The following is a 19,590-nucleotide window of genomic DNA, read 5'->3' as shown; positions in this document are numbered from 1 at the left end:
TAACCAATAACAAAATGAACCTAAAATTACTGTTTTGGGGTAGGAAAAGACTGCCCTATTTGATAGCCATAATACTACTCTGTGGCCCATTACAGCACTCGCTGGCACAAGGAAGTGGGAGCAAAGAAGTGTCTGGACAGGTCACCACAGAAAGTGACCCAATGGGGCTGCCAGGAGTGAATATATTAGTGAAGGGAACTAGCTCAGGGACAGTCACGGATATTGATGGGAAATATTCGATCACTGTACCCAATGAAGACGCCGTCTTGGTTTTTTCTATGATAGGCTTCGAATCTAAAGAAGAAATAATTGGCAATAGGTCCGTAATCAATGTGCTTCTGGGAGAAGACATCAGCGCTTTGGAAGAAGTGGTAGTGGTAGGCTACGGGACTGTTAAAAAAAGTGATTTGACAGGATCTGTGGCAGCCTTGAAAAAGGAGGAGTTTAATCCTGGAGTGATTGCCTCTGCCGAACAATTAATTGCAGGTAAAGTACCTGGTGTACAAGTTGTACAAAACAGTGCAGAGCCTGGAGGTGGGATTTCAGTCAATATTAGAGGGGTAGGATCTATAAACTCTGGAAACTCACCACTGTATGTGATTGATGGCCTTCCGTTTAGTAATAGTAATGCCGTTACAGGTGTTGGAGATCGGTTTGGAGCACCAAGGACTCAAAGGTCTCCTTTGAGCTCAATTAATCCCGCGGATATTGAATCAATCGAAGTCTTAAAAGATGCCAGCGCCACAGCAATCTATGGCGCTAGGGGTGCCAATGGGGTGATTCTCGTAACTACCAAAAATGGAAAAAGCGGTAGAATGTCAGTTAATTATGACGGATATGTAGGAGTTCAGAATGTGGCGAATAAAATCGATATGCTTTCTGGACGAGAGTATTATAACATAATCAACGCAATAATTGACGAAGGAGGAGGATCTGAACAGGACCGGGTAGAAGATTTTTCAGGAGAAGGCACTGATTGGCTTGACGAGGTATATCAAAAAAATGCTGGTATTCAAAATCATAATTTGTCCCTATCTGGTGGGAATGATGCTACGAAATACATGGTGTCACTTAATTACTTTAATCAAGATGGTATCGTGATCAATTCTGGTTTTGAACGATACGGAATTAGGTTAAACCTAGATCATCAAGCCTCTGATAAATTCAAGATGGGGGTCAATATGAGTTCGAATTATTCCAAAGATCAATTCACACCGGGAGGATTTCAACTAAATGAGCATGCTGGGGTTATTTTCGCAGCGATGCATATGGATCCTACACTACCGGTAAAGGATGAAAATGGAGACTATGTTATATCCTCTCATATTAATATAGATAATCCTGTTGCTTTGGCCGAAGGAAAGCGGGGGATTGGAAATACCTATAGGACTTTTGGAACTATTTACGGAGAGTATTCCATTTCTGAGTCCTTATCAGCTAGATTAAATATTGGTGGAGATGTTTCCAATGAGACTCGCGAGTTTTATATTGATAGAAATACGTTAGATGGGAATGCGGCTGGCGGTATTGCCACTCAATTGCAAGGAACCAGTTCAAACTATTTGGTAGAGGGGCTGCTGAATTACAACAAGACTTTTGGGGAGAATTCCATAAGTGCAGTTGCCGGAGTGACCACCCAAAAATTCATAATCTCAAGGTTTTCTTCAGAGGCTAGAGGTTTTCCCTCTGATGCTACGGAGACTTATAATTTGGGGCTTGGAAATCCAGCTCTGAATGTTGTCTCTAGCTCAAAGGTGGACAATACCCTCTTGTCGTACTTAGGTAGGGTAAACTACAGCTTGAAAGATAAATATCTTCTAACTGTTTCAATGAGAGCCGATGGGTCTTCACGTTTTGGTGAAAACAATAAGTTTGGATACTTCCCTTCTGCAGCTTTTGGATGGAAGATCGCTGAGGAAGAGTTTTTTAATCCTTTGACATCTACTTTAAGCACCATGAAGTTTAGAGCTAGTTGGGGAAAGACAGGAAATCAAGAAATTGGTAATTATCAATCTATTTCGACTTTTGGGACTGGTCCTGTAGTCGTCTACAATGATCAACAAAATACTACTACGGAGCCTGCTAGAATCGCTAATCCTGACTTGAAATGGGAAACTACTGAACAGATCAATTTTGGTATTGATTATGGACTTTGGGAAGATCGTCTATATGGTAGTTTGGATTGGTATGTGAAGAATACTTCCGATATGCTTTTGTCACTTCCTATTCCTAGATCAAGCGGTTTTTCGTCTCAGTTGACTAACATAGGAAGCATTAAAAATTCGGGTTGGGAATTTGGTCTTACATCTAGGAACATTACCAATCAAAAATTCACTTGGTCCACCACTGTTATGCTCACCACTTTGAACAATGAAGTTACAGATTTAGGTGGTATAAGTCGAATTGTGACGGGTAGCGCAGGTGCAACTAGTCAAATCGCAATTATTGAAGAAGGACTACCATTAGAGTCTTTTTACGGCTATCAAGTAGAAGGAATTTGGCAGGAAAATGATGATTTTGAATCTACTAATGACCCTGTACAACCAGGGGACATTAAATATAAAGATATCAATGGAGATGGAGTCGTCAATGCTGATGATAGAGTTGTTTTAGGTAATTCATTTCCCAATTTGATTTGGTCAATAGGCAATACCTTTACATTCAGAGGGTTTGAGTTTTACGCATTCTTTGAAGGTGTTGAAGGAGTGAAAATGCTCAACAATGGATTAATCGATACCTATTTTCCTGCAGGAGTAAGGAGAAATAGATACGCTGAACCTTTATTGAATCGGTGGACACCTGAAAATCCCTCCAATGAGTTCCCATCATTTGTAAGAACAAGTGCTCAAGGTGAAAAACGAGTGAATTCTATCACGGTGGAAGATGCGTCCTATTTACGTCTTAGCACTATAAGGTTGAGTTACAATTTCCCAGTAAACGGCAAGACCTTCAAGTCTATGCAGATATATATGACTGGACAAAACCTTTTTACAATTACAGATTACTCTGGAATGGACCCGGCAATCAATCCAAATGGTTCCGCAAACTTTAGAATCGACTGGAATGCATATCCGGTTTCAAGGACTTTCACAGGCGGCGTGAGTTTAACCTTCTAAATTAATCATCATGAAAACTCTTATAAAAATTATACAAGTATGTCTCCTTTCCTTCACCCTTCTGAGTTGTGATGGTTATTTGGAGGAAAAGCCTTACTCTCAGTTGGCACCGGATAATTTCCTGAAAACAAAGGAAGGTATAGAGTCATTGCTGGGAGCTACCTATGCATCAGCATCGAATATGGTGTCCAATAATTCTATCTATACATTTGCCGCTGATGAATGGATTACCGATATCGCCTATCAGACAGGGGATGGAGTACACGCTACAGCACTTCAGTATATCAATTATACATGGGACCCGACGGTGGGTCTTCTGCAGGGAGAAAACTGGGACTATCCTTACAGGGCAATTAGAAATGCCAATCAAGTATTGGAATCATTAGATGATTTGGAGGCTGGTGATTCAGATAAACTGCTGTATGAAGCTGAAGCAAGATTTTTAAGGGCCACATGTTATTTGAAATTGTATTTTAAGTTTGGACCGGTGCCATTGAGGACATCTACAACGCAAGAATTGCAGTTAGCCAGAGCATCTGAAGAAGAGATATTATCATTTATTGAATCAGAGTTGATTGCTTCTATCCCTCAGTTGCCAGATCCTGGCAGTGAAGTGGCTTTTGGGAGAGCCCATAAAGCAGCTGCGCAAGGCTGGCTTGTCATTCATTATCTCAATTCCAAACAATGGCAAAAGTCTGCAGATATGGCAGGTTCGATTATTAATACTTGGAATTTTTCATTATTTCCAGTTTATGAGGATCTCTTTAAAGTTGAAAACGAGCAAAATCAAGAATTGATTTGGGTGCGGCCTGCTAAAACAAGTGCTGACCGAAGAGCATCTAATTCCTGGATGAATACAGCCTTTCCCGAAGGGTTTGCAAAAGATCCAAGAACTGGCTTAGAATTTTCAAATGCTTGGAGAAATTGGCCAAATGAATTTCGGTTGAGAGATCAATTCTATTATTCTTTCGAGGCTGCTGACAAAAGGAAAGATTTGATTTTGACGGAATATATTAATTCAGACGGCCAGCTCATCAGCCTTTTGGATGACATAGATAATACAAGGTCTTTTAAATATTGGCCCGACCCAGAAGGTATTAATGCCTCCTTTGGAAATGATATACCTGAAATTCGTTATGCTGATATTTTGCTTAGTAGGGCAGAAGCATTAAATGAATTGGCCGGTCCAACTCAAGAAGCCTTGGATTTAATCAATGAAGTAAGAGAAAGAGCAGGATTGGAAGACGTACTACTGTCACAATTTTCATCAAAGGATGCACTCAGGGACCATATTTTGAAGGAGAGAGGCTGGGAATTTTACTCAGAAGGTAAAAGGAGGCTGGATCTTATTAGAATGGATAAATTGATTTCTAATGCATTGGAAAGAGGGATCACCAATGCAAAGCCACATCATGTTCGGTATCCTATCCCCTTCGCAACTATGGATGCTAACCCGCTTTTAGTTCAAAATGAAGGTTACTAATCAAAAAAAATAATCCAATGGATAGATTGGGATGGGGGATTTTGTTTGGGACTGTTTTTCATATTCTTAGTTGGCAGCCTTCTCAAGCACGGAATTGGGTATACCCTGATTCTGATCCCCCAAATATTCTGTTAATTTATGTAGATGATCTAGGCTATGGTGATATTGGGCCCTATGGCAACCATTTGATTGAAACTCCAAACCTAGATCGATTAGCAGGCTCAGGACTGAAATTTACTCAAGCCTATGCTGCGGCACCTTTATGCTCTCCCTCCAGAGCAGCTATGTTAACTGGAAAAAGTACAGCCCAATTAGGTTTTGAGTTTGTAACAAAATATCCGCAGGATAGCTTTCAATGGGATGACCCTGAGTGGCTAGGAAAGTTTGAAGGGAAAAGTTTGATATCTCCTCCCTATAGTTTAAACCTACCTCTAGATGAAATAACCATTGCCGAAGCATTAAAAAGCCAAGGGTATACAACAGGCATAGTTGGCAAGTGGCATGTAGCAGCACATAACGAGGTCTACAAAGGGTGGAGCAAAACTCATGGACCGGTGCAACAAGGTTTTGATTGGGCAGTGGAAACATTTGGAACACATCCTTACGACAGGACCCAACAATTACCTGTGGGGGATGGTATGTACCCTGAAGATGAACTAACTGAAAAAACAAGGGAGTTTTTAGCATTGAATCATACTACTCCCTTTTTTCTGTTGTCAAGCTTTTACTTTGTTCACACACCATTAAAAAAGAAAATTCCTTGGATTTTCAATAAGTATAAGGCTAAATATCCGAGTGATACCCCAGATGAAATAATTCATTACGCTGTGAATGTGGAATTGATGGACCATTTTGTAGGTCGGGTTTTAAACCAGCTAGAGGAGTCAGGATTAGAGGAAGAAACTCTAGTTATATTCACTTCTGACAATGGAGGGAATCCTGAAATAGCAAATAACGGTGGGTTAAGAGGAAGTAAATGGAATCTTTATGAGGGGGGGATCCGAGTCCCAATGATAGCATCTTGGAAAGGAAAAATAGCTCCTGGAACAGTGAACTCCCACCTCATCTCTCAAATCGATTTTATGCCAACTTTCATGGACCTTTCTTCTTCACCTGATCGATTGGAATCTTGGGAAGGTATCACAATAGTCCCCCTACTATTTGATTGTAGCGTGGATTGGCCCGAAAGGAGTCTGAGTTGGCATTTTCCCTATTACCATCCAGAGGGTGATGAGTTCTATGAAGTGCCTAAATCCATAGGAGTAAATGATCGGTATAAATCTCAGACTGTACCCCATTCGGCTTGGAGACAAGGGGATTATAAACTGCTTTATTTTTACGAAACCGAATCAGTGGAACTGTACGATTTGAGTATGGACTCGTCTGAATCTAAAGATTTGAGTAAGGAATGGCCAAAAATAACGAAAAGAATGACTCACGATTTTAGAGAATATATGGTGAAGGTGAAAGCTAGAATACCAAAGAAAAGTCTCGAGTAGCCTATTGCTAGAATCCAAAGCCCTAATTGCCCAACAAATACCAAAATAACTAAATGAAATACTTAAAACTATCTAGCGCCCTGTTTATCCTCATTCATACGATTATACAGGCCCAGACCATTGATTATTCAAAAGTACCCGGAACGATCATAGGTTATAGTCCTCAATCTAGCGGAAAGTATATTGGTTCACCGAGCATTGCCATCCTCCCTAATGGAGATTATTTAGCATCTCATGATTTATTTGGACCCGAATCAAACGAGCATGTGCAAGCTACCTCCCTGATCTATAAATCCACAGATAAAGGAAAGTCGTGGAGACAAATTGCAACGATCAATGGGGCTTTTTGGTCAAAATTGTTTGTACATAAACAAGCAGTGTATCTATTAGGTACGGATCGTCATCATGGCAACACGATCATAAGAAGGTCATTGGACGGCGGAGCTTCATGGACAGAGCCATCGGATCAAAACAATGGATTATTACTGGAAGGGGAATATCATTGTGCGCCAATGCCCATCATTGAATGGAACGGTAGACTTTGGAGAGCAATGGAAAGTGCTATGGGACCAATAAGGCAATGGGGAAAAAGGTATGGAGCAATGATGCTTTCTGCCCCGGTGGACGCAGATTTGCTAGAGGCGGACTCCTGGACAAAGAGCAATACTTTATTTTACGATTCTACCTATCTGGATGGCAATTTTGGAGGATGGTTAGAAGGAAATGCAGTCGTGGGGCCAGATGAGACTCTTTGGGATATTCTTCGGGTTGACGATCGGTCCACTTTGGATGAAAAAGCCGCAATGGTAAAAATTTCTTCAGATGGAAAGATTGCTACTTTTCAAGAATCGAATGGCTTTGTTCCCTTTGATGGAGGAAGTAAGAAATTCACGATCCTTTACGATAGTTTAAGTCAGCATTATTGGACTATCGCCAATCATATTCCAGAAGAAGTCAAAAGTAAAAATGAAGGTAACAATCCCGCTGGTATTCGGAATACTCAAGCTTTATTCTCTTCCAAAGACCTGAAAAACTGGACACTAGAAAAGATATTGCTACAACATGAGGATGTAAAAAAACATGGCTTTCAATATGTAGATTTTCTTTTTGAAGGGAAAGATATCTTGTTTGTTTCCAGAACAGCATATGACGATGGTATAGGAGGAGCTAGGAATAATCATGATGCCAACTTCCTTACTTTTCATCGGATCAAAAAATTCAGGAAACTACTATGACTTGATTTTCTAGTTGATCTATGATATGAGAGGTATACAATCAATTTTATTCAGCTTTTTGCTCTTGACTTGTGTCTGTTGGGAGTCCCATGCACAATTAAATAGGCCCAATATTCTTTTCATTTATACTGATGACCAAGCTTTTTGGACTCTAGGAGTTTCTGGAAATGACCAAGCTTTCTCTGCTAATTTGGACAAATTGGCTGAACAAGGAGCGTTTTTTGAAAATGCTTTTGTGACCACTCCAGTTTGCAGTCCGTCCAGAGTGTCTTTAATGACAGGACAGTATGCCTCGGAATATGGAATTTTGGATTTTATTCCTCAGCCTGGTCATACATTATATGATTTATCCATGCCAATAGGTTTGGATCCTGAAAGTTTAACTTTCCCGGAAGTCTTGTCTGCAGAAGGATACCATACAGGACTGATTGGTAAATGGCATTTGGGGGACTGGACAGAATCTGGCTCTGATAAGGTGTATCATCCCACCAATCATGGATATGAATATTTTATGGGCCTTACGGGAGGTGGAGAATCTCCTGAAAATCCCAATTTGGAAGAAGATGGTTCGGTCAAAGAAATGGAAGGGCTTACAGTGGATATTTTAACTGATAGAGCAGTAAGCTTTCTTGAAAAGCACAAACTAGGACCATTTTTTCTCAGTCTTCACTATAGATCTCCACATGGGAAGTGGCTCCCTGTAGCAAAGGAAGATTGGCAAACTTACGAACACTTGGAGATGAAGGTCCCGCATCCTGATTATCCTGATTTGGACACCGAAAAAGTAAAATCCAAAATGAAGGAGTATATGGCAAGTGTTTCTGGGGTAGATAGAAATGTAGGTAGGTTAATGGCAAAGCTTAAGGAGCTGGGATTGGAAAAAAACACAATTGTGATTTTTACTTCTGATCATGGCTACAGCATGGGGCATAATGGGATAGAGCATAAGGGAAATGGATACTGGATTACAAAAACAGTCCATCCCGCTACCGAAAACTTAGCTAAAAACTCTAGGCCAAATCTATATGATCAATCTTTAAGAGTGCCGGTTATCATTAGATGGCTAGGAGTTATTAAACCAGGTACACGAATAATTGAGACCTTCACCAATTTGGATTGGTACCCGACCGTGCTGGATATGACTAATACCGATGTGCCTAGCCATAAAATCCTTCGCGGTAGAAGCATAGTTCCGATCTTGAAAAGACAGCCTATTGCTAATTGGGATAACGACCTATATGCTGAATATAGCATGATGAACTATAGCACCGCTCTAATGAGGGCCTATAGGACTGATCAGTGGAAATTGGTGAAGGATTTTCATGATCCCTCTCGAGATGAGCTCTATTATTTAGAGGGGGATGCGGAAGAAAGAAATAATCTGATTCATAATAATTCTCCCGAAACACAACAAATTATATCAGAGCTTACCAATAAGATTTTGCAAAAGATGAAGGAGATCGAGGACCCTTTACTTAGCCATTTATCTAACAAATAAATAGTACTTCAATGAAAAATAAATCCATTATATTTTCTCTAGCCGCTTCTATTTTCATGACTTCCTGTGTCAAGGAAGAAGAAAAAATTGAGTCAGATGCAGGTTCCGCTTCCAGTGACTTCCAACTAGTAAAGTATAATAATGATGCTGCAACTTCCTTTTTGGGGGTGGGCTTATGGGCCTGGCCACTGCCTATGGATTACGACGGGGACGGAGACATGGATATGTTGGTGTCTTGTCCTGACAAACCTTTCAATGGCCTCTACTTCTTTGAAAATACAAGTGGAGAGGACTTTCCTGATTTCGCGCCGCCTGTCAGAATAGGGGATGCCATCAAAAACGTCCAAATCTCCCATACAGACCAAGGGGTTTTTGTCACTGTGCCAGGAGCTGAATTGACCAATTTCAAAAGTGAATTGGGTGAGCAAACCAAAGAACTCTATGATGCGGATGAAATCAAAAATCAATTTGAAAAGGTTCGCTTCAATCAATGGAAAATGGTGGATTATGATGGAGATGGAGATTTAGATATAGCTGTGGGAATTGATGATTGGGCGGACTATGGCTGGGACAATGCTTTCAATGAGCAAGGGGAATGGGTCAATGGACCGCTTCATGGTTTCGTGTTTTTACTAGAAAACCAGGGAGAAACTTATATCAATAAAGGAAAGCTTGAGGCGGGAGGAGAAGTGTTGGATGTTTATGGTGCACCATCACCCAATTTTGCAGATTTTGATGGGGATGGAGATCTCGATTTGATATGCGGGGAGTTTTTGGATCGCTTGACTTATTTTGAAAATATAGGGACACGGGAGAAACCCGAGTATAAAAAAGGTGTTTTCCTTGAAAATTCTTCTGGTCTGATCAAAATGGACCTCGAAATGATAATTCCAATAGCACTTGATTGGGATAGAGACGGTCATGTGGATCTGATAGTGGGAGATGAAGATGGCAGGGTGGCTTGGATCAGGAATTCGGGAAAGATAGAAAGGGGAGTGCCGGTTTTTGACTCGCCAGATTACTTTCGACAGCAGTCAGATAATTTGAAATTTGGAGCCTTGGCTACTCCCGTAAGTGTAGATTGGGACAATGACGGAGACGAGGATTTGATCACGGGTAATTCCGCAGGATACTTTGCATTTATTGAGAACTTGGGAGGAGAAATCCCAAGTTGGTCCGAACCTCAACTATTAAAAGAAAATGGCAAGACTATTCGGATTCAAGCCGGACCTAATGGATCTATTCAAGGCCCTGCTGAGGCCAAATGGGGATATACGACACTTTCAGTAGCGGATTGGGATGGTGATGGTTTGAAGGACATTGTTTTCAATTCTATTTGGGGAAAAGTGGAATGGATCAGAAATACCGAAGCTGGTCTGGAAACTCCTCGTCCTATCAAGATGCAACGTGGAAATAGCCCAGTGACCTCACCCGCTTGGAACTGGTGGAAGTCCGAATCAGATGAATTAGTCAGCCAATGGCGCACGACTCCTTACGCCATTGATTGGAATGAAGATGGACTTATGGATCTGGTCATGTTGGATCATGAGGGCTATTTATCCTTTTTTGAGGGAGTAGAGGTTGGCAATGAGCATGCCATTTTACCGGGTAGAAAAATCTTTTATGGTGAAAATGCATCCGTTTTTACAAATAAAGATCAAGCTGTAAATGAAGAGGGAGGCCCACTTCAACTAAATAATGCCGAGGCAGGTGGAAGTGGAAGAAGGAAGATTTCAATAGTCGATTGGGATGGAGACGGAGATTTGGATCTTCTAGTCAATAGTGTCAATGTCAGTTGGTTTGAGAATACGTCCCAAAGTACCGACAAAGTGATTTTTGCTCATCGAGGTCCGATAGGAGAAAGAATATTGGCAGGCCATACCACTAGCCCGACGTTCGTGGATTGGAACAAGGATGGGGTGCCAGAAATCCTTGTTGGAGCAGAAGATGGGCATTTCTATCATTTTGCTAGATGACTTTTCATTCTAAGCATAGCTCAGCAAACTCAACAGCCAATGGGATTTGTTTGATTCTCCTTGGTCTAGGATTACAACTGGTTACAGGCGCTTGCCAGTCAAAAGAAACTAATATGAATACTGAATCTGATTCAAATACACTTTTGGAAATCGAAGAACTCCAATTGACCAATGAGGCAAAAGGGCACTTTTTGAACCAAAGACAGGCATTTTCTCCAGATGATCGACTTCTGGTGTTGGACAACAGAAACGATGACAGCAAGATTGGGGAGAATGCTTTTATTCAGGTTTTGGATATCAAGAAGAAGGAACTGAAGACGGTCTATCACTTGGATAATCAAAGTCAGTTTGGGCCAGGAGTAGGAGCTGTCAGTTTTCATCCTTCCGAGCAGAAGATTGTTTTTATCCATGGTTTGAAAGATGCCAATCAGAACAAACCCTATGATCTGATCAGAAGGTTTGGGATGGAGCTGAACTTGGATTCTGGGAAGGCTACTCCTCTCGAGACTCGAGACGTGGTAGAGCCTTATACCCCGGGAAGCCTTCGGGGCGGATCTCATGCCTATTCCTATAGCGCAGATGGGCATTGGATAAGCTACACGTACAATGATGAAGTACTGGCGCACCAAGCCACTCAAGATTCTACAATTCAGGATTTACGGACCGTAGGTGTCTTTTGGAATGGAAATCATGCAAAGTTGCAGGGAACCACTGATGCCGCAAATTTCCAAGGGACTAGCTTGGCATTCTTAATAGCAGAAGTTACGCCACAGCCGAAAGCTGGATCCGATGAGATCAAAAAAGCCTATGAAGAATGCTGGGTAGGAGTGACCGGCTATCGAAAAAGCAATGGTAATTCCCAGCAAAGAGCCGTGGCCTATTTGGGAGATGTGGTGAATGAAGCTGGGGAATTGGTTACTGAAGTATTTATCAGTGATCTACCTAATACGGCTCAGGAAATCGAAAAATACTTGGATGGAGGAAGTAAGACTCACTTGCCTTCCATTCCTCCAACCATCAAACAGAGAAGGCTGACCTATACATCTGAAAGTAAATATCCAGGAGTGTTTGGCCCAAGACAATGGCTAAGATCCTCTCCGGATGGGAGTGCTATTTACTTTTACAAAAGAGACATCCATGGAATTGTTCAGGTATTTTCCATAGCTCCCACTGGTGGAGAAATCAAGCAGGTTACTTTCAATTCATTTTCTCCAGAAACCTCCTTTGCACTCAGTTTTGATGGAAAATATCTGGCCTATGGAGCTTCAGAAAATATATATATCACAGACGTGTCTAAGGGAATTACCCATTTGATCCTAGAAGCTAAATCATCACAAACACAACTCAGTAATATCAATTGGTCCAATTCGGGCTATCAACTCGCTTACAACCGGAAAGTAGGAGCCTCCGATGAATCCTATTATCAGGTTTTTTTCTTAGACCTATCCAAATCGTTTAAAAACAGATAAATGACAGCTACAAAACGCGCTCTACAACCCCTAAGAGGGATTGTCCCACCTATGGTGACTCCATTGAATCTTGACGGCTCGCTGGATCTCGATAGTGTGAAAATTTTAATTGATCACCTCATTGAAGGCGGCGTACATGGAATTTTTATTTTAGGGACAACCGGAGAATTTTCCCAATTGAGTTATCACACCAGAAGAGAACTGATCCAAGAAACCTGTAAACTGGTTCAGGGAAGAGTGCCGGTGTTGGTAGGGATCACCGATGTATCCATTGAGGAAAGTGTCTCCTTGGCAAAGGTAGCGACTGAGAGTGGAGCCGATGCCGTAGTCGCTGCCCCGCCATTTTATATGAATATCGATCAGGATGAGCTGCACGATTATTTCTGGCAATTAGCTGGATCGGTTTCACTTCCTTTATATTTATACAATATGCCGTCCCATACCAAGTTGGTGCTGGAGGTCTCCACTGTGATGAGGCTTTCCGCCCATCCCAATGTGATCGGTCTAAAGGATAGCTCAGCCAATGGAGTTTATTTTCAGTCTCTTTGTCATGCATTTAGAGAAAACAAAGATTTTGTGCTGATGGTAGGCCCTGAGGAGATGATGGCCGAAACGGTATTGATGGGAAGTCATGGAGGCGTATGTGGAGGAGCAAATCTTTTTCCGAGTCTGTATGTGAAACTGTATGAGGCCGCAGCGAATCGGGATTTTGACCGGATTCAAAAATATCAGGCACAAGTGATGAATCTGGGACAGCAGATCTATCAACTGGGAGGCTACAAGTCCAGCTACCTAAAAGGATTGAAAACAGCTCTTTCCTTGAAGGGATTGTGTCAGGCTAATTTTCTACCTCCGCTCTTCCCTTTCAAAGAAGAGGAAGTAGAATTGTTGAAGAAAAAAGTGGAGGCTTTGGTCCTCAGCCAAGAGCAAATTGAAGTTTAGTTCTAGAGTTACCTATTGACCCATTATACCCTTTTAACCTTTAATAAATGGATTTACCTGTTTTTGATTTAGTTATCTTTTTGATTTACATGGCCGGAATCGTGCTCTTCGGAATTTCATTTTCCTTTAGAAAACGAACTGCCTCAGACTATACCACGGGAGGGGGGAGGCTTCCCAGTTGGGCAATAGGCATGTCCATTTTCGCGACTTTTGTAAGCAGTATCAGTTTTCTTGCGCTTCCTGGCAATGCCTATCTCTCCAACTGGAATGGGTTTGTTTTTAGTCTTTCCATTCCTTTGGCAGCTTGGATTGCGGTCAAGTATTTTGTCCCCTTGTATAGACGGCTACAGAGTGAGTCTGCCTATTACTATTTGGAAACTAGATTTGGTGCTTGGGCAAGGATCTATGCTTCGGTTTGTTATCTCTTGACCCAGTTGGCTAGGATGGGGGCTATCATGTACTTGTTGGCTCTGCCGATGAATGCATTATTTGGCTGGAGTATTCCCACTATCATTGTCTGCACAGGCATCAGTGTGATGGTTTACGCCATGTTGGGAGGGATAGAAGCTGTGATTTGGACTGATGCAATTCAAGGTATTGTGCTGATCGGAGGAGCTTTGCTCTGTGTGGTGGTGATTCTATTCTCTATGCCCAATGGACCTTCTGAGGTGTTTTCTATTGCAGCTGAGGCTGATAAGTTCAGCTTGGGTAGTTTTGATTTTAACTTCGTAGAATCCACTTTTTGGCTGATTCTTGTGTACGGCTTGTTTATAAATCTTCAGAATTTCGGGATAGATCAAAGTTACATTCAGCGCTATATTTCTGCTAAAAACCAAAAAGAAGCAGTGAAATCTACTTGGTTGGGAAGTTTGCTTTATGTTCCGGTTTCTTTGCTCTTCTTTTTCATTGGCACGGCGTTGTACTCGTACTATCAAGCTTACCCAGACCTATTACCGGCGGAACTGCACTTGGCAGAAAATGCCGACAAAGTATTTCCTTATTTCATCGTTTCTGGCCTACCGCAGGGAGTTACCGGGATTTTGATTGCCTCGATCTTCGCTGCAGGGATGAGTACTGTGTCCACGAGTATCAATAGTTCTGCGACTGTATTTCTTTCTGATCATTACAGAAAATATATCAGGCCTCATGCGAAAGAGCGTGAGTCTATGAAGGTTCTTTTGGCTGCTTCTTTTGTGATGGGATTGATCAGTATTGTGGTGGCGCTCGCTTTTAATGGAGTGACCAGCGCCTTAGATGCTTGGTGGGCCTTATCTTCCATTTTTAGTGGGGGAATATTGGGCTTGTTTTTATTGGGATTCATCATCCCCAAAACAAGCAGCAAAGCAGCTGCAATAGGCGTAATCTGTGGGGTAGTGGTGATAGGATGGATGAGTCTTTCTCCAGTAGTCTGGCAGGGCACAGCCCTTGAAGCGTATCAAAACACACTGCACGCAAACTTGACGATTGTCATGGGAACCTTGACCATTTTTGTGGTTGGCTTTCTCTTGACAGGATTTTTTTCCAAACAAACCAATCAATAAGATGAGCTATGTAATCGGACTGGACTATGGTACAGATTCAGTCAGAGCTGTTTTGGTGGATACTGTGAAGGGTAACGTCTTGAGCTCTTCTGTCTTCGCCTATCCTCGTTGGAAAAAGGGGCTTTATTGTGAGCCTGCGATCAATCAGTTTAGACAACACCCTTTAGATCATCTAGAAGGACTAGAGGCTACCCTTTCCGAGGTAGTCCGCAAGTCGGAAGTGAAGGTAGATCTGATTAAGGCAATTTGTGTAGATACTACTGGTTCATCACCTATGGCGGTCAATGAGCAAGGTGCTTCCTTGGCTTTGGAGCCTGATTTTGAGGGGAACCCAAATGCAATGATGCTACTTTGGAAAGATCATACAGCCATTGCAGAGGCTAACGAGATCACAGCATTTGCTAAAAACTGGGGAGGTGAGGATTTTACAAAGTTTTCGGGAGGCTTGTATTCTTCTGAGTGGTTTTGGGCCAAAATTCTTTCTATTCACAGGAAGGATAAAAGTGTAGCTGCAGGGGCCTACACTTGGATGGAGCATTGTGATTACATCACGGGAGTACTGACAGGGTTACCTCCAGCTCTCGTCAAACGATCAAGATGCGCGGCAGGACACAAGGCACTATGGCATCAAAGCTGGAATGGACTTCCCTCTGATGATTTCTTAGTGCAACTGGATGAATCTCTCAGAGGAATACGGGATCGCTTGTTTGAATCAACTTACACGTCAGTCGAGGCTGCTGGTAAAATCAGTAAAGTATGGGCAAGAAAACTGGGACTATCTGAGGAGACTTTGGTGGCCGTGGGGACAATCGATGCACATGCGGGAGCTGTAGGTGCCGGAATCACGGAAAATACGCTCGTCAAAGTAGTGGGGACGTCCACTTGTGATATCTTAATAGCCTCCGCAAAGGATATGGAAAGTCGCTTGGTGCCCGGAATCTGCGGTCAAGTAAACGGGTCGGTGGTTCCAGGTTGGATAGGCTTAGAAGCAGGGCAAGCGGGTTTTGGGGATATACTAGCATGGTTTAGTTCGATGGTAGCCGCACCTCTGTTGGATTTGATCCAAAAGAATAGCTCACTTTCCGAAGCACAAAAATCTGATTTGATAGGAGAAATTTCGCAATCGCTTTTGATAGAATTATCTGAAAAGGCTTCCAATCTGCCAACCACTGAGAATGATCTCATAGCGCTGGACTGGATCAATGGTAGACGCTCTCCTGATGTGGATGAATCCTTGAAAGGCGGAATGATGAATATAGGGATGGGGACTTCTGCTGCCCACATTTTCAAAGCATTGGTGGAAGCCTTGTGCTTTGGCTCTCGCAGGATCAGTGAGCGTTTTGAAGAACAAGGCGTGCGGATAGATGAGGTGATCGCTGTGGGAGGTGTCGCCAAAAAATCAGAGCTGGTGATGCAAACTATGGCCGATGTCCTTCAAAGTCCCATTAAAATTTCTTCATCAGACCAAACTCCAGCTTTGGGAGCTGCGATCTATGCAGCCGTGGCCGCAGGTATATATGATTCATTGGAAGAGGCAATTTCAAGAATGGCGCCTGGGTTTGAAAAAACATATCTTCCTCAAGAGCAATTCCTCAAGTATTATAATGAGAAATATCAGACCTATCTCAAACTAGGAGACTTTTCTGAATGCTTACAATAGTTTGAAATCATTCTTTTGAAGTCATTCTTCAAAGATGGTTCGTTGGGTAAGCTTTTGATCGTCAAATTTTAATTCTTTTTTGATAGCCGCCGCATGGTTGACAGTGAAAGGCTGTGATTTTTAGAATTGCGGATTTTCATTTTCAGAAAGTGGTGATAGTATCACTGTCATCTTAAACAATTTCACTTCAATTCCACTTTGATAAGGTGTGAAATTAGAAATCCGAAAAAGTGAATTTGTTTGGGGTATGAAAAGCCAGGAAACTAACTACTTGAAATCTAGACATTGCTCAGCCACTTTGAAAAGTGCTGAAAGGGGATCGATTCCTTTACTTTTCGTTTGCTTGAGATGAAAGGATTTCCAACGAAGATCAATCAAATCGAAGAGAGGATCAGGGGAATTCAACCTGCGGCGTATTCTGCTAGCCGCAATTACAAAGCTGGCGCAGTCACCTACCTCAGCCCTTATATTTCCAGAGGAGTGATATCGACGAGGCAAGTGTTATTGCATATTTATTCCTTAAATCTTCCCCCTTCCCATACTGAAAAGTTGATACAAGAATTGGCTTGGAGAGACTATTGGCAGCAAGTATGGCTCCACAAAAAGGATGAAATTTTTCAAGACCTAAAAAGCTCCCAAAGCCCTGTTGCTAATCTAAGTATTCCAAAAGCAGTCATAGAAGCTAAAACGGGAATTGAAGCTGTAGATCAAGCGATTAAGGAACTGTATGAAACAGGCTATATGCACAATCACATGCGCATGTATGTAGCTGCAATCTGCTGCAATATAGCTCAATCCCATTGGCTCCAGCCTGCCCGTTGGATGTATTCTCTCCTGCTAGATGGGGATCTCGGGAGCAATCACTTGAGTTGGCAATGGGTGGCTGGAACCAATTCTTCCAAAAAATATGTGGCCAATCAGGATAATATCAATAAGTATTTCTCATCTGATCAGAAAGGGACATTTTTAGATGTACCCTATGCGGATTTTGAGAGGATGGAGGTCCCGGATATTTTGAAAGAAGTCAAACCTCTGGAGGCAAGGATGAGCTTGCCATATGCGAGTACAAACACGTTAAAAGATGCTCCCACCTTGATCTATAACTATTACAATTTAGACCCTTATTGGCATGGTGGAGAGGAGTTTCAGCGGGTTTTATTACTAGAGCCATCCTTTTTTGAGAAATTTCCAGTCAGTCAAAAATGCTTGGATTTCTTCTTGGATCTTTCTTCGAACATCGCTGATATACAGGTTTTTGTTGGGGAGTTTGATGAGTTGAATTCAATAGTTTCGAGCGAGCATTTGATATACAAAGAGCACCCTACTAATTCTCTTTACAAGGGCAAGGAGGAGCCACGTGAATGGATGAGTTCGGTTCAGGGTGACTATCCTTCGTTTTTTGCCTTCTGGAAAAAAAGTAAAAAGGAATTGCTCCAGTAGTATGCAGGGTAAAAAGAAAAATCACTTGCCCACCAAGCTATGCAAAACCTGCAAAAGGCTATTTTCATGGAGAAAAAAGTGGGAGAAAAACTGGGAAGAAGTAGCCTATTGTAGTCTGCGCTGCCGAAGAAATAAATAGCATGAAAACATCTGTAAATCTCATATTCCCTCATCAGCTCTTCGCTTCCAATCCTATTTTGGAGAATGGAAATGACAGCTATCTGATAGAGGAATTTCTGTTTTTTAGGCTGTATGATTTTCATCGTCAAAAGATCGCTTTTCACCGGGCTTCGATGAAGTCATACCAGAAGTATTTGGAGAAGCGAGGCTTGAAAGTACACTACATAGAATCAGGTCATGAGCTTTCGGATATCCGTAATTTTCATCGGGAAATAGAAAACAGGAACATCACAGCAATTCATTGCTTGGATCCTGTGGACAATTGGTTGGAAAAAAGAATTCGAAAAATGGCGGGTTCTATTGAGCTGAAAGTTCATGAGACACCTGCGTTTATCAATCAGCAAAAGGATATTTCCAAGGACTTCAAGGCAGATAAAAAATCTTTTTTTCAGACCTCCTTCTATAAAAATCAAAGAAAGAAGCGCAAAATCCTAGTGGAGGAAGATCAAAACCCAGTAGGAGGCGACTGGACCTATGATAAAGATAATCGAAAGAAATACCCTAAGGGAAAAACTGCACCGACGGTCCAATTTCCTGCAAGCTCTGAAGAGTGGAGAGAAGCAGTTTCCTACGTCAAAAACAACTTTGAATCAAATCCAGGTCAGTTGACCAAAGATCCGCTATACCCGATTGATCATCAGCAAGCGGAGGATTGGTTGACCGAATTTTTGAAAAGTAGATTTCATGAATTCGGACCTTATGAGGATGCTATCGTCAAGCATGAAAGCTGGTTGAATCACAGTGTGCTCTCGCCCTTGATCAATGTGGGACTGCTACTACCGGAGGAGGTGATCAGCAAGAGTCTAAGATTTGCATTGGAGAGCAAGGTTCCGATCAATTCTACGGAGGGATTTATTCGCCAGGTGCTGGGCTGGAGGGAATTTATCAGGGGTATGTACCTCGTAAAAGGAAGCTTTTCTCGGACCAATAACTTTTGGGGGTTTTCGCGGAAGATGCCCAGGAGTTTTTACGATGGGACCACGGGGATAGAGCCTGTGGACCATACTATCAAGAAGGTAATGTCCACTGGATACTGTCATCACATAGAGCGATTGATGATTCTGGGCAATTTTATGTTGCTCTGCGAAATCCACCCGGATGAAGTCTATCGATGGTTTATGGAGTTGTTCATTGATGCCTATGATTGGGTGATGGTTCCCAATGTATACGGCATGAGTCAGTTTGCAGATGGAGGCTTGTTCGCTACCAAGCCTTACATCGGAGCATCCAATTATCTCAGAAAGATGAGCGATTACTCATCTGGAGATTGGGAAGAGATTTGGGACGGGCTTTTTTGGCGATTCATCAGTAAGCATCGGTCTTTTTTCGAATCAAACCCTCGTCTTAGTATGATGTATCACACATTGAACCGCATGGACGAAAAGAAGAAGAACGACCATCTGGAAAAAGCTGAGAATTTCTTGAAAAAATTGAACTAAACATAAGTGTGGTCAAATGCCACTGAAGGTGAAAAAAAATCCTCAATAAAAGCAGCGACCTATGAAGTCATTCACTTTTAAAACCCACTCAATTGATCCTAAAAGCCTTTTT

General features: G+C 42.0%; 13 protein-coding genes. All 13 read left to right on the top strand.

Annotation, left to right across the window (positions count from 1 at the left end; genetic code table 11):
* Positions 1 to 14: 14 nt before the first annotated feature.
* The gene (locus tag G460_RS0105495) at positions 15 to 3,116 is read left to right on the top strand and encodes a SusC/RagA family TonB-linked outer membrane protein (RefSeq protein ID WP_026954417.1); all 3,102 of its coding nucleotides are present in this window, start codon (positions 15 to 17) and stop codon (positions 3,114 to 3,116) included.
* 10 nt (positions 3,117 to 3,126) lie between these two features.
* The gene (locus tag G460_RS0105490) at positions 3,127 to 4,599 is read left to right on the top strand and encodes a RagB/SusD family nutrient uptake outer membrane protein (protein WP_026954416.1); all 1,473 of its coding nucleotides are present in this window, start codon (positions 3,127 to 3,129) and stop codon (positions 4,597 to 4,599) included.
* 17 nt (positions 4,600 to 4,616) lie between these two features.
* Positions 4,617 to 6,098, top strand: a complete 1,482-nt coding sequence (locus G460_RS21490) for a sulfatase (RefSeq protein WP_051315938.1) — start codon at positions 4,617 to 4,619, stop codon at positions 6,096 to 6,098.
* 53 nt (positions 6,099 to 6,151) lie between these two features.
* Positions 6,152 to 7,333 carry a sialidase family protein gene (locus G460_RS0105480; protein ID WP_026954415.1) on the top strand — a complete coding sequence of 394 codons (1,182 nt, stop codon included), beginning with the start codon at positions 6,152 to 6,154 and terminating at the stop codon, positions 7,331 to 7,333.
* A gap of 25 nt (positions 7,334 to 7,358) precedes the next feature.
* Positions 7,359 to 8,831: a sulfatase family protein gene (locus tag G460_RS0105475; RefSeq protein ID WP_035464028.1), complete on the top strand. Its 1,473-nt coding sequence runs from the start codon at positions 7,359 to 7,361 to the stop codon at positions 8,829 to 8,831.
* Positions 8,832 to 8,842: 11 nt separating this feature from the next.
* The gene (locus G460_RS21485; protein WP_035464026.1) at positions 8,843 to 10,807 is read left to right on the top strand and encodes an FG-GAP repeat domain-containing protein; all 1,965 of its coding nucleotides are present in this window, start codon (positions 8,843 to 8,845) and stop codon (positions 10,805 to 10,807) included.
* Between the two features lie 113 nt (positions 10,808 to 10,920).
* Complete coding sequence (locus G460_RS21480) at positions 10,921 to 12,276, top strand: DUF3748 domain-containing protein (RefSeq protein ID WP_169817500.1); 1,356 nt, start codon at positions 10,921 to 10,923, stop codon at positions 12,274 to 12,276.
* Positions 12,277 to 13,218, top strand: coding sequence for a dihydrodipicolinate synthase family protein (locus G460_RS0105460; protein ID WP_026954413.1), 942 nt, complete (start codon positions 12,277 to 12,279; stop codon positions 13,216 to 13,218). It begins immediately after the preceding gene.
* A 47-nt stretch (positions 13,219 to 13,265) separates the two neighbouring features.
* Positions 13,266 to 14,759 (top strand): sodium:solute symporter family protein, encoded by a 1,494-nt coding sequence (locus G460_RS0105455; RefSeq protein ID WP_026954412.1) that lies wholly within the window; start codon positions 13,266 to 13,268, stop codon positions 14,757 to 14,759.
* A gap of 1 nt (position 14,760) precedes the next feature.
* The gene (locus tag G460_RS0105450; RefSeq protein WP_035464024.1) at positions 14,761 to 16,419 is read left to right on the top strand and encodes a ribulokinase; all 1,659 of its coding nucleotides are present in this window, start codon (positions 14,761 to 14,763) and stop codon (positions 16,417 to 16,419) included.
* Positions 16,420 to 16,767: 348 nt separating this feature from the next.
* Complete coding sequence (locus G460_RS0105445) at positions 16,768 to 17,859, top strand: FAD-binding domain-containing protein (RefSeq protein ID WP_026954410.1); 1,092 nt, start codon at positions 16,768 to 16,770, stop codon at positions 17,857 to 17,859.
* 1 nt (position 17,860) lies between these two features.
* Entirely contained in the window at positions 17,861 to 17,998 is a 138-nt protein-coding gene (locus tag G460_RS22845; RefSeq protein ID WP_084421164.1) for a DUF2256 domain-containing protein, read from the top strand.
* 1 nt (position 17,999) lies between these two features.
* The gene (locus G460_RS0105440) at positions 18,000 to 19,478 is read left to right on the top strand and encodes a cryptochrome/photolyase family protein (protein ID WP_026954409.1); all 1,479 of its coding nucleotides are present in this window, start codon (positions 18,000 to 18,002) and stop codon (positions 19,476 to 19,478) included.
* Positions 19,479 to 19,590 lie beyond the last annotated feature (112 nt).

Source organism: Algoriphagus vanfongensis DSM 17529 (genome assembly GCF_000429465.1).
Classification (GTDB): Bacteria; Bacteroidota; Bacteroidia; order Cytophagales; family Cyclobacteriaceae; genus Algoriphagus; species Algoriphagus vanfongensis.
The sequence above is the reverse complement of the archived record's forward strand: the minus strand, read 5'-3'. Positions and strand labels throughout refer to the sequence as shown.

Excerpts from the sequence above, each read along its gene's own strand:
- G460_RS0105455 (WP_026954412.1), top strand. The coding sequence starts at position 13,266 with ATGGATTTACCTGTTTTTGATTTAGTTATCTTTTTGATTTACATGGCC.
- G460_RS0105460 (WP_026954413.1), top strand. The coding sequence starts at position 12,277 with ATGACAGCTACAAAACGCGCTCTACAACCCCTAAGAGGGATTGTCCCA.
- G460_RS0105480 (WP_026954415.1), top strand. The coding sequence starts at position 6,152 with ATGAAATACTTAAAACTATCTAGCGCCCTGTTTATCCTCATTCATACG.
- G460_RS0105495 (WP_026954417.1), top strand. The coding sequence starts at position 15 with ATGAACCTAAAATTACTGTTTTGGGGTAGGAAAAGACTGCCCTATTTG.
- G460_RS0105445 (WP_026954410.1), top strand. The coding sequence starts at position 16,768 with ATGAAAGGATTTCCAACGAAGATCAATCAAATCGAAGAGAGGATCAGG.
- G460_RS21485 (WP_035464026.1), top strand. The coding sequence starts at position 8,843 with ATGAAAAATAAATCCATTATATTTTCTCTAGCCGCTTCTATTTTCATG.
- G460_RS22845 (WP_084421164.1), top strand. The coding sequence starts at position 17,861 with ATGCAGGGTAAAAAGAAAAATCACTTGCCCACCAAGCTATGCAAAACC.
- G460_RS21480 (WP_169817500.1), top strand. The coding sequence starts at position 10,921 with ATGAATACTGAATCTGATTCAAATACACTTTTGGAAATCGAAGAACTC.
- G460_RS0105490 (WP_026954416.1), top strand. The coding sequence starts at position 3,127 with ATGAAAACTCTTATAAAAATTATACAAGTATGTCTCCTTTCCTTCACC.
- G460_RS0105440 (WP_026954409.1), top strand. The coding sequence starts at position 18,000 with ATGAAAACATCTGTAAATCTCATATTCCCTCATCAGCTCTTCGCTTCC.
- G460_RS0105450 (WP_035464024.1), top strand. The coding sequence starts at position 14,761 with ATGAGCTATGTAATCGGACTGGACTATGGTACAGATTCAGTCAGAGCT.
- G460_RS0105475 (WP_035464028.1), top strand. The coding sequence starts at position 7,359 with ATGAGAGGTATACAATCAATTTTATTCAGCTTTTTGCTCTTGACTTGT.
- G460_RS21490 (WP_051315938.1), top strand. The coding sequence starts at position 4,617 with ATGGATAGATTGGGATGGGGGATTTTGTTTGGGACTGTTTTTCATATT.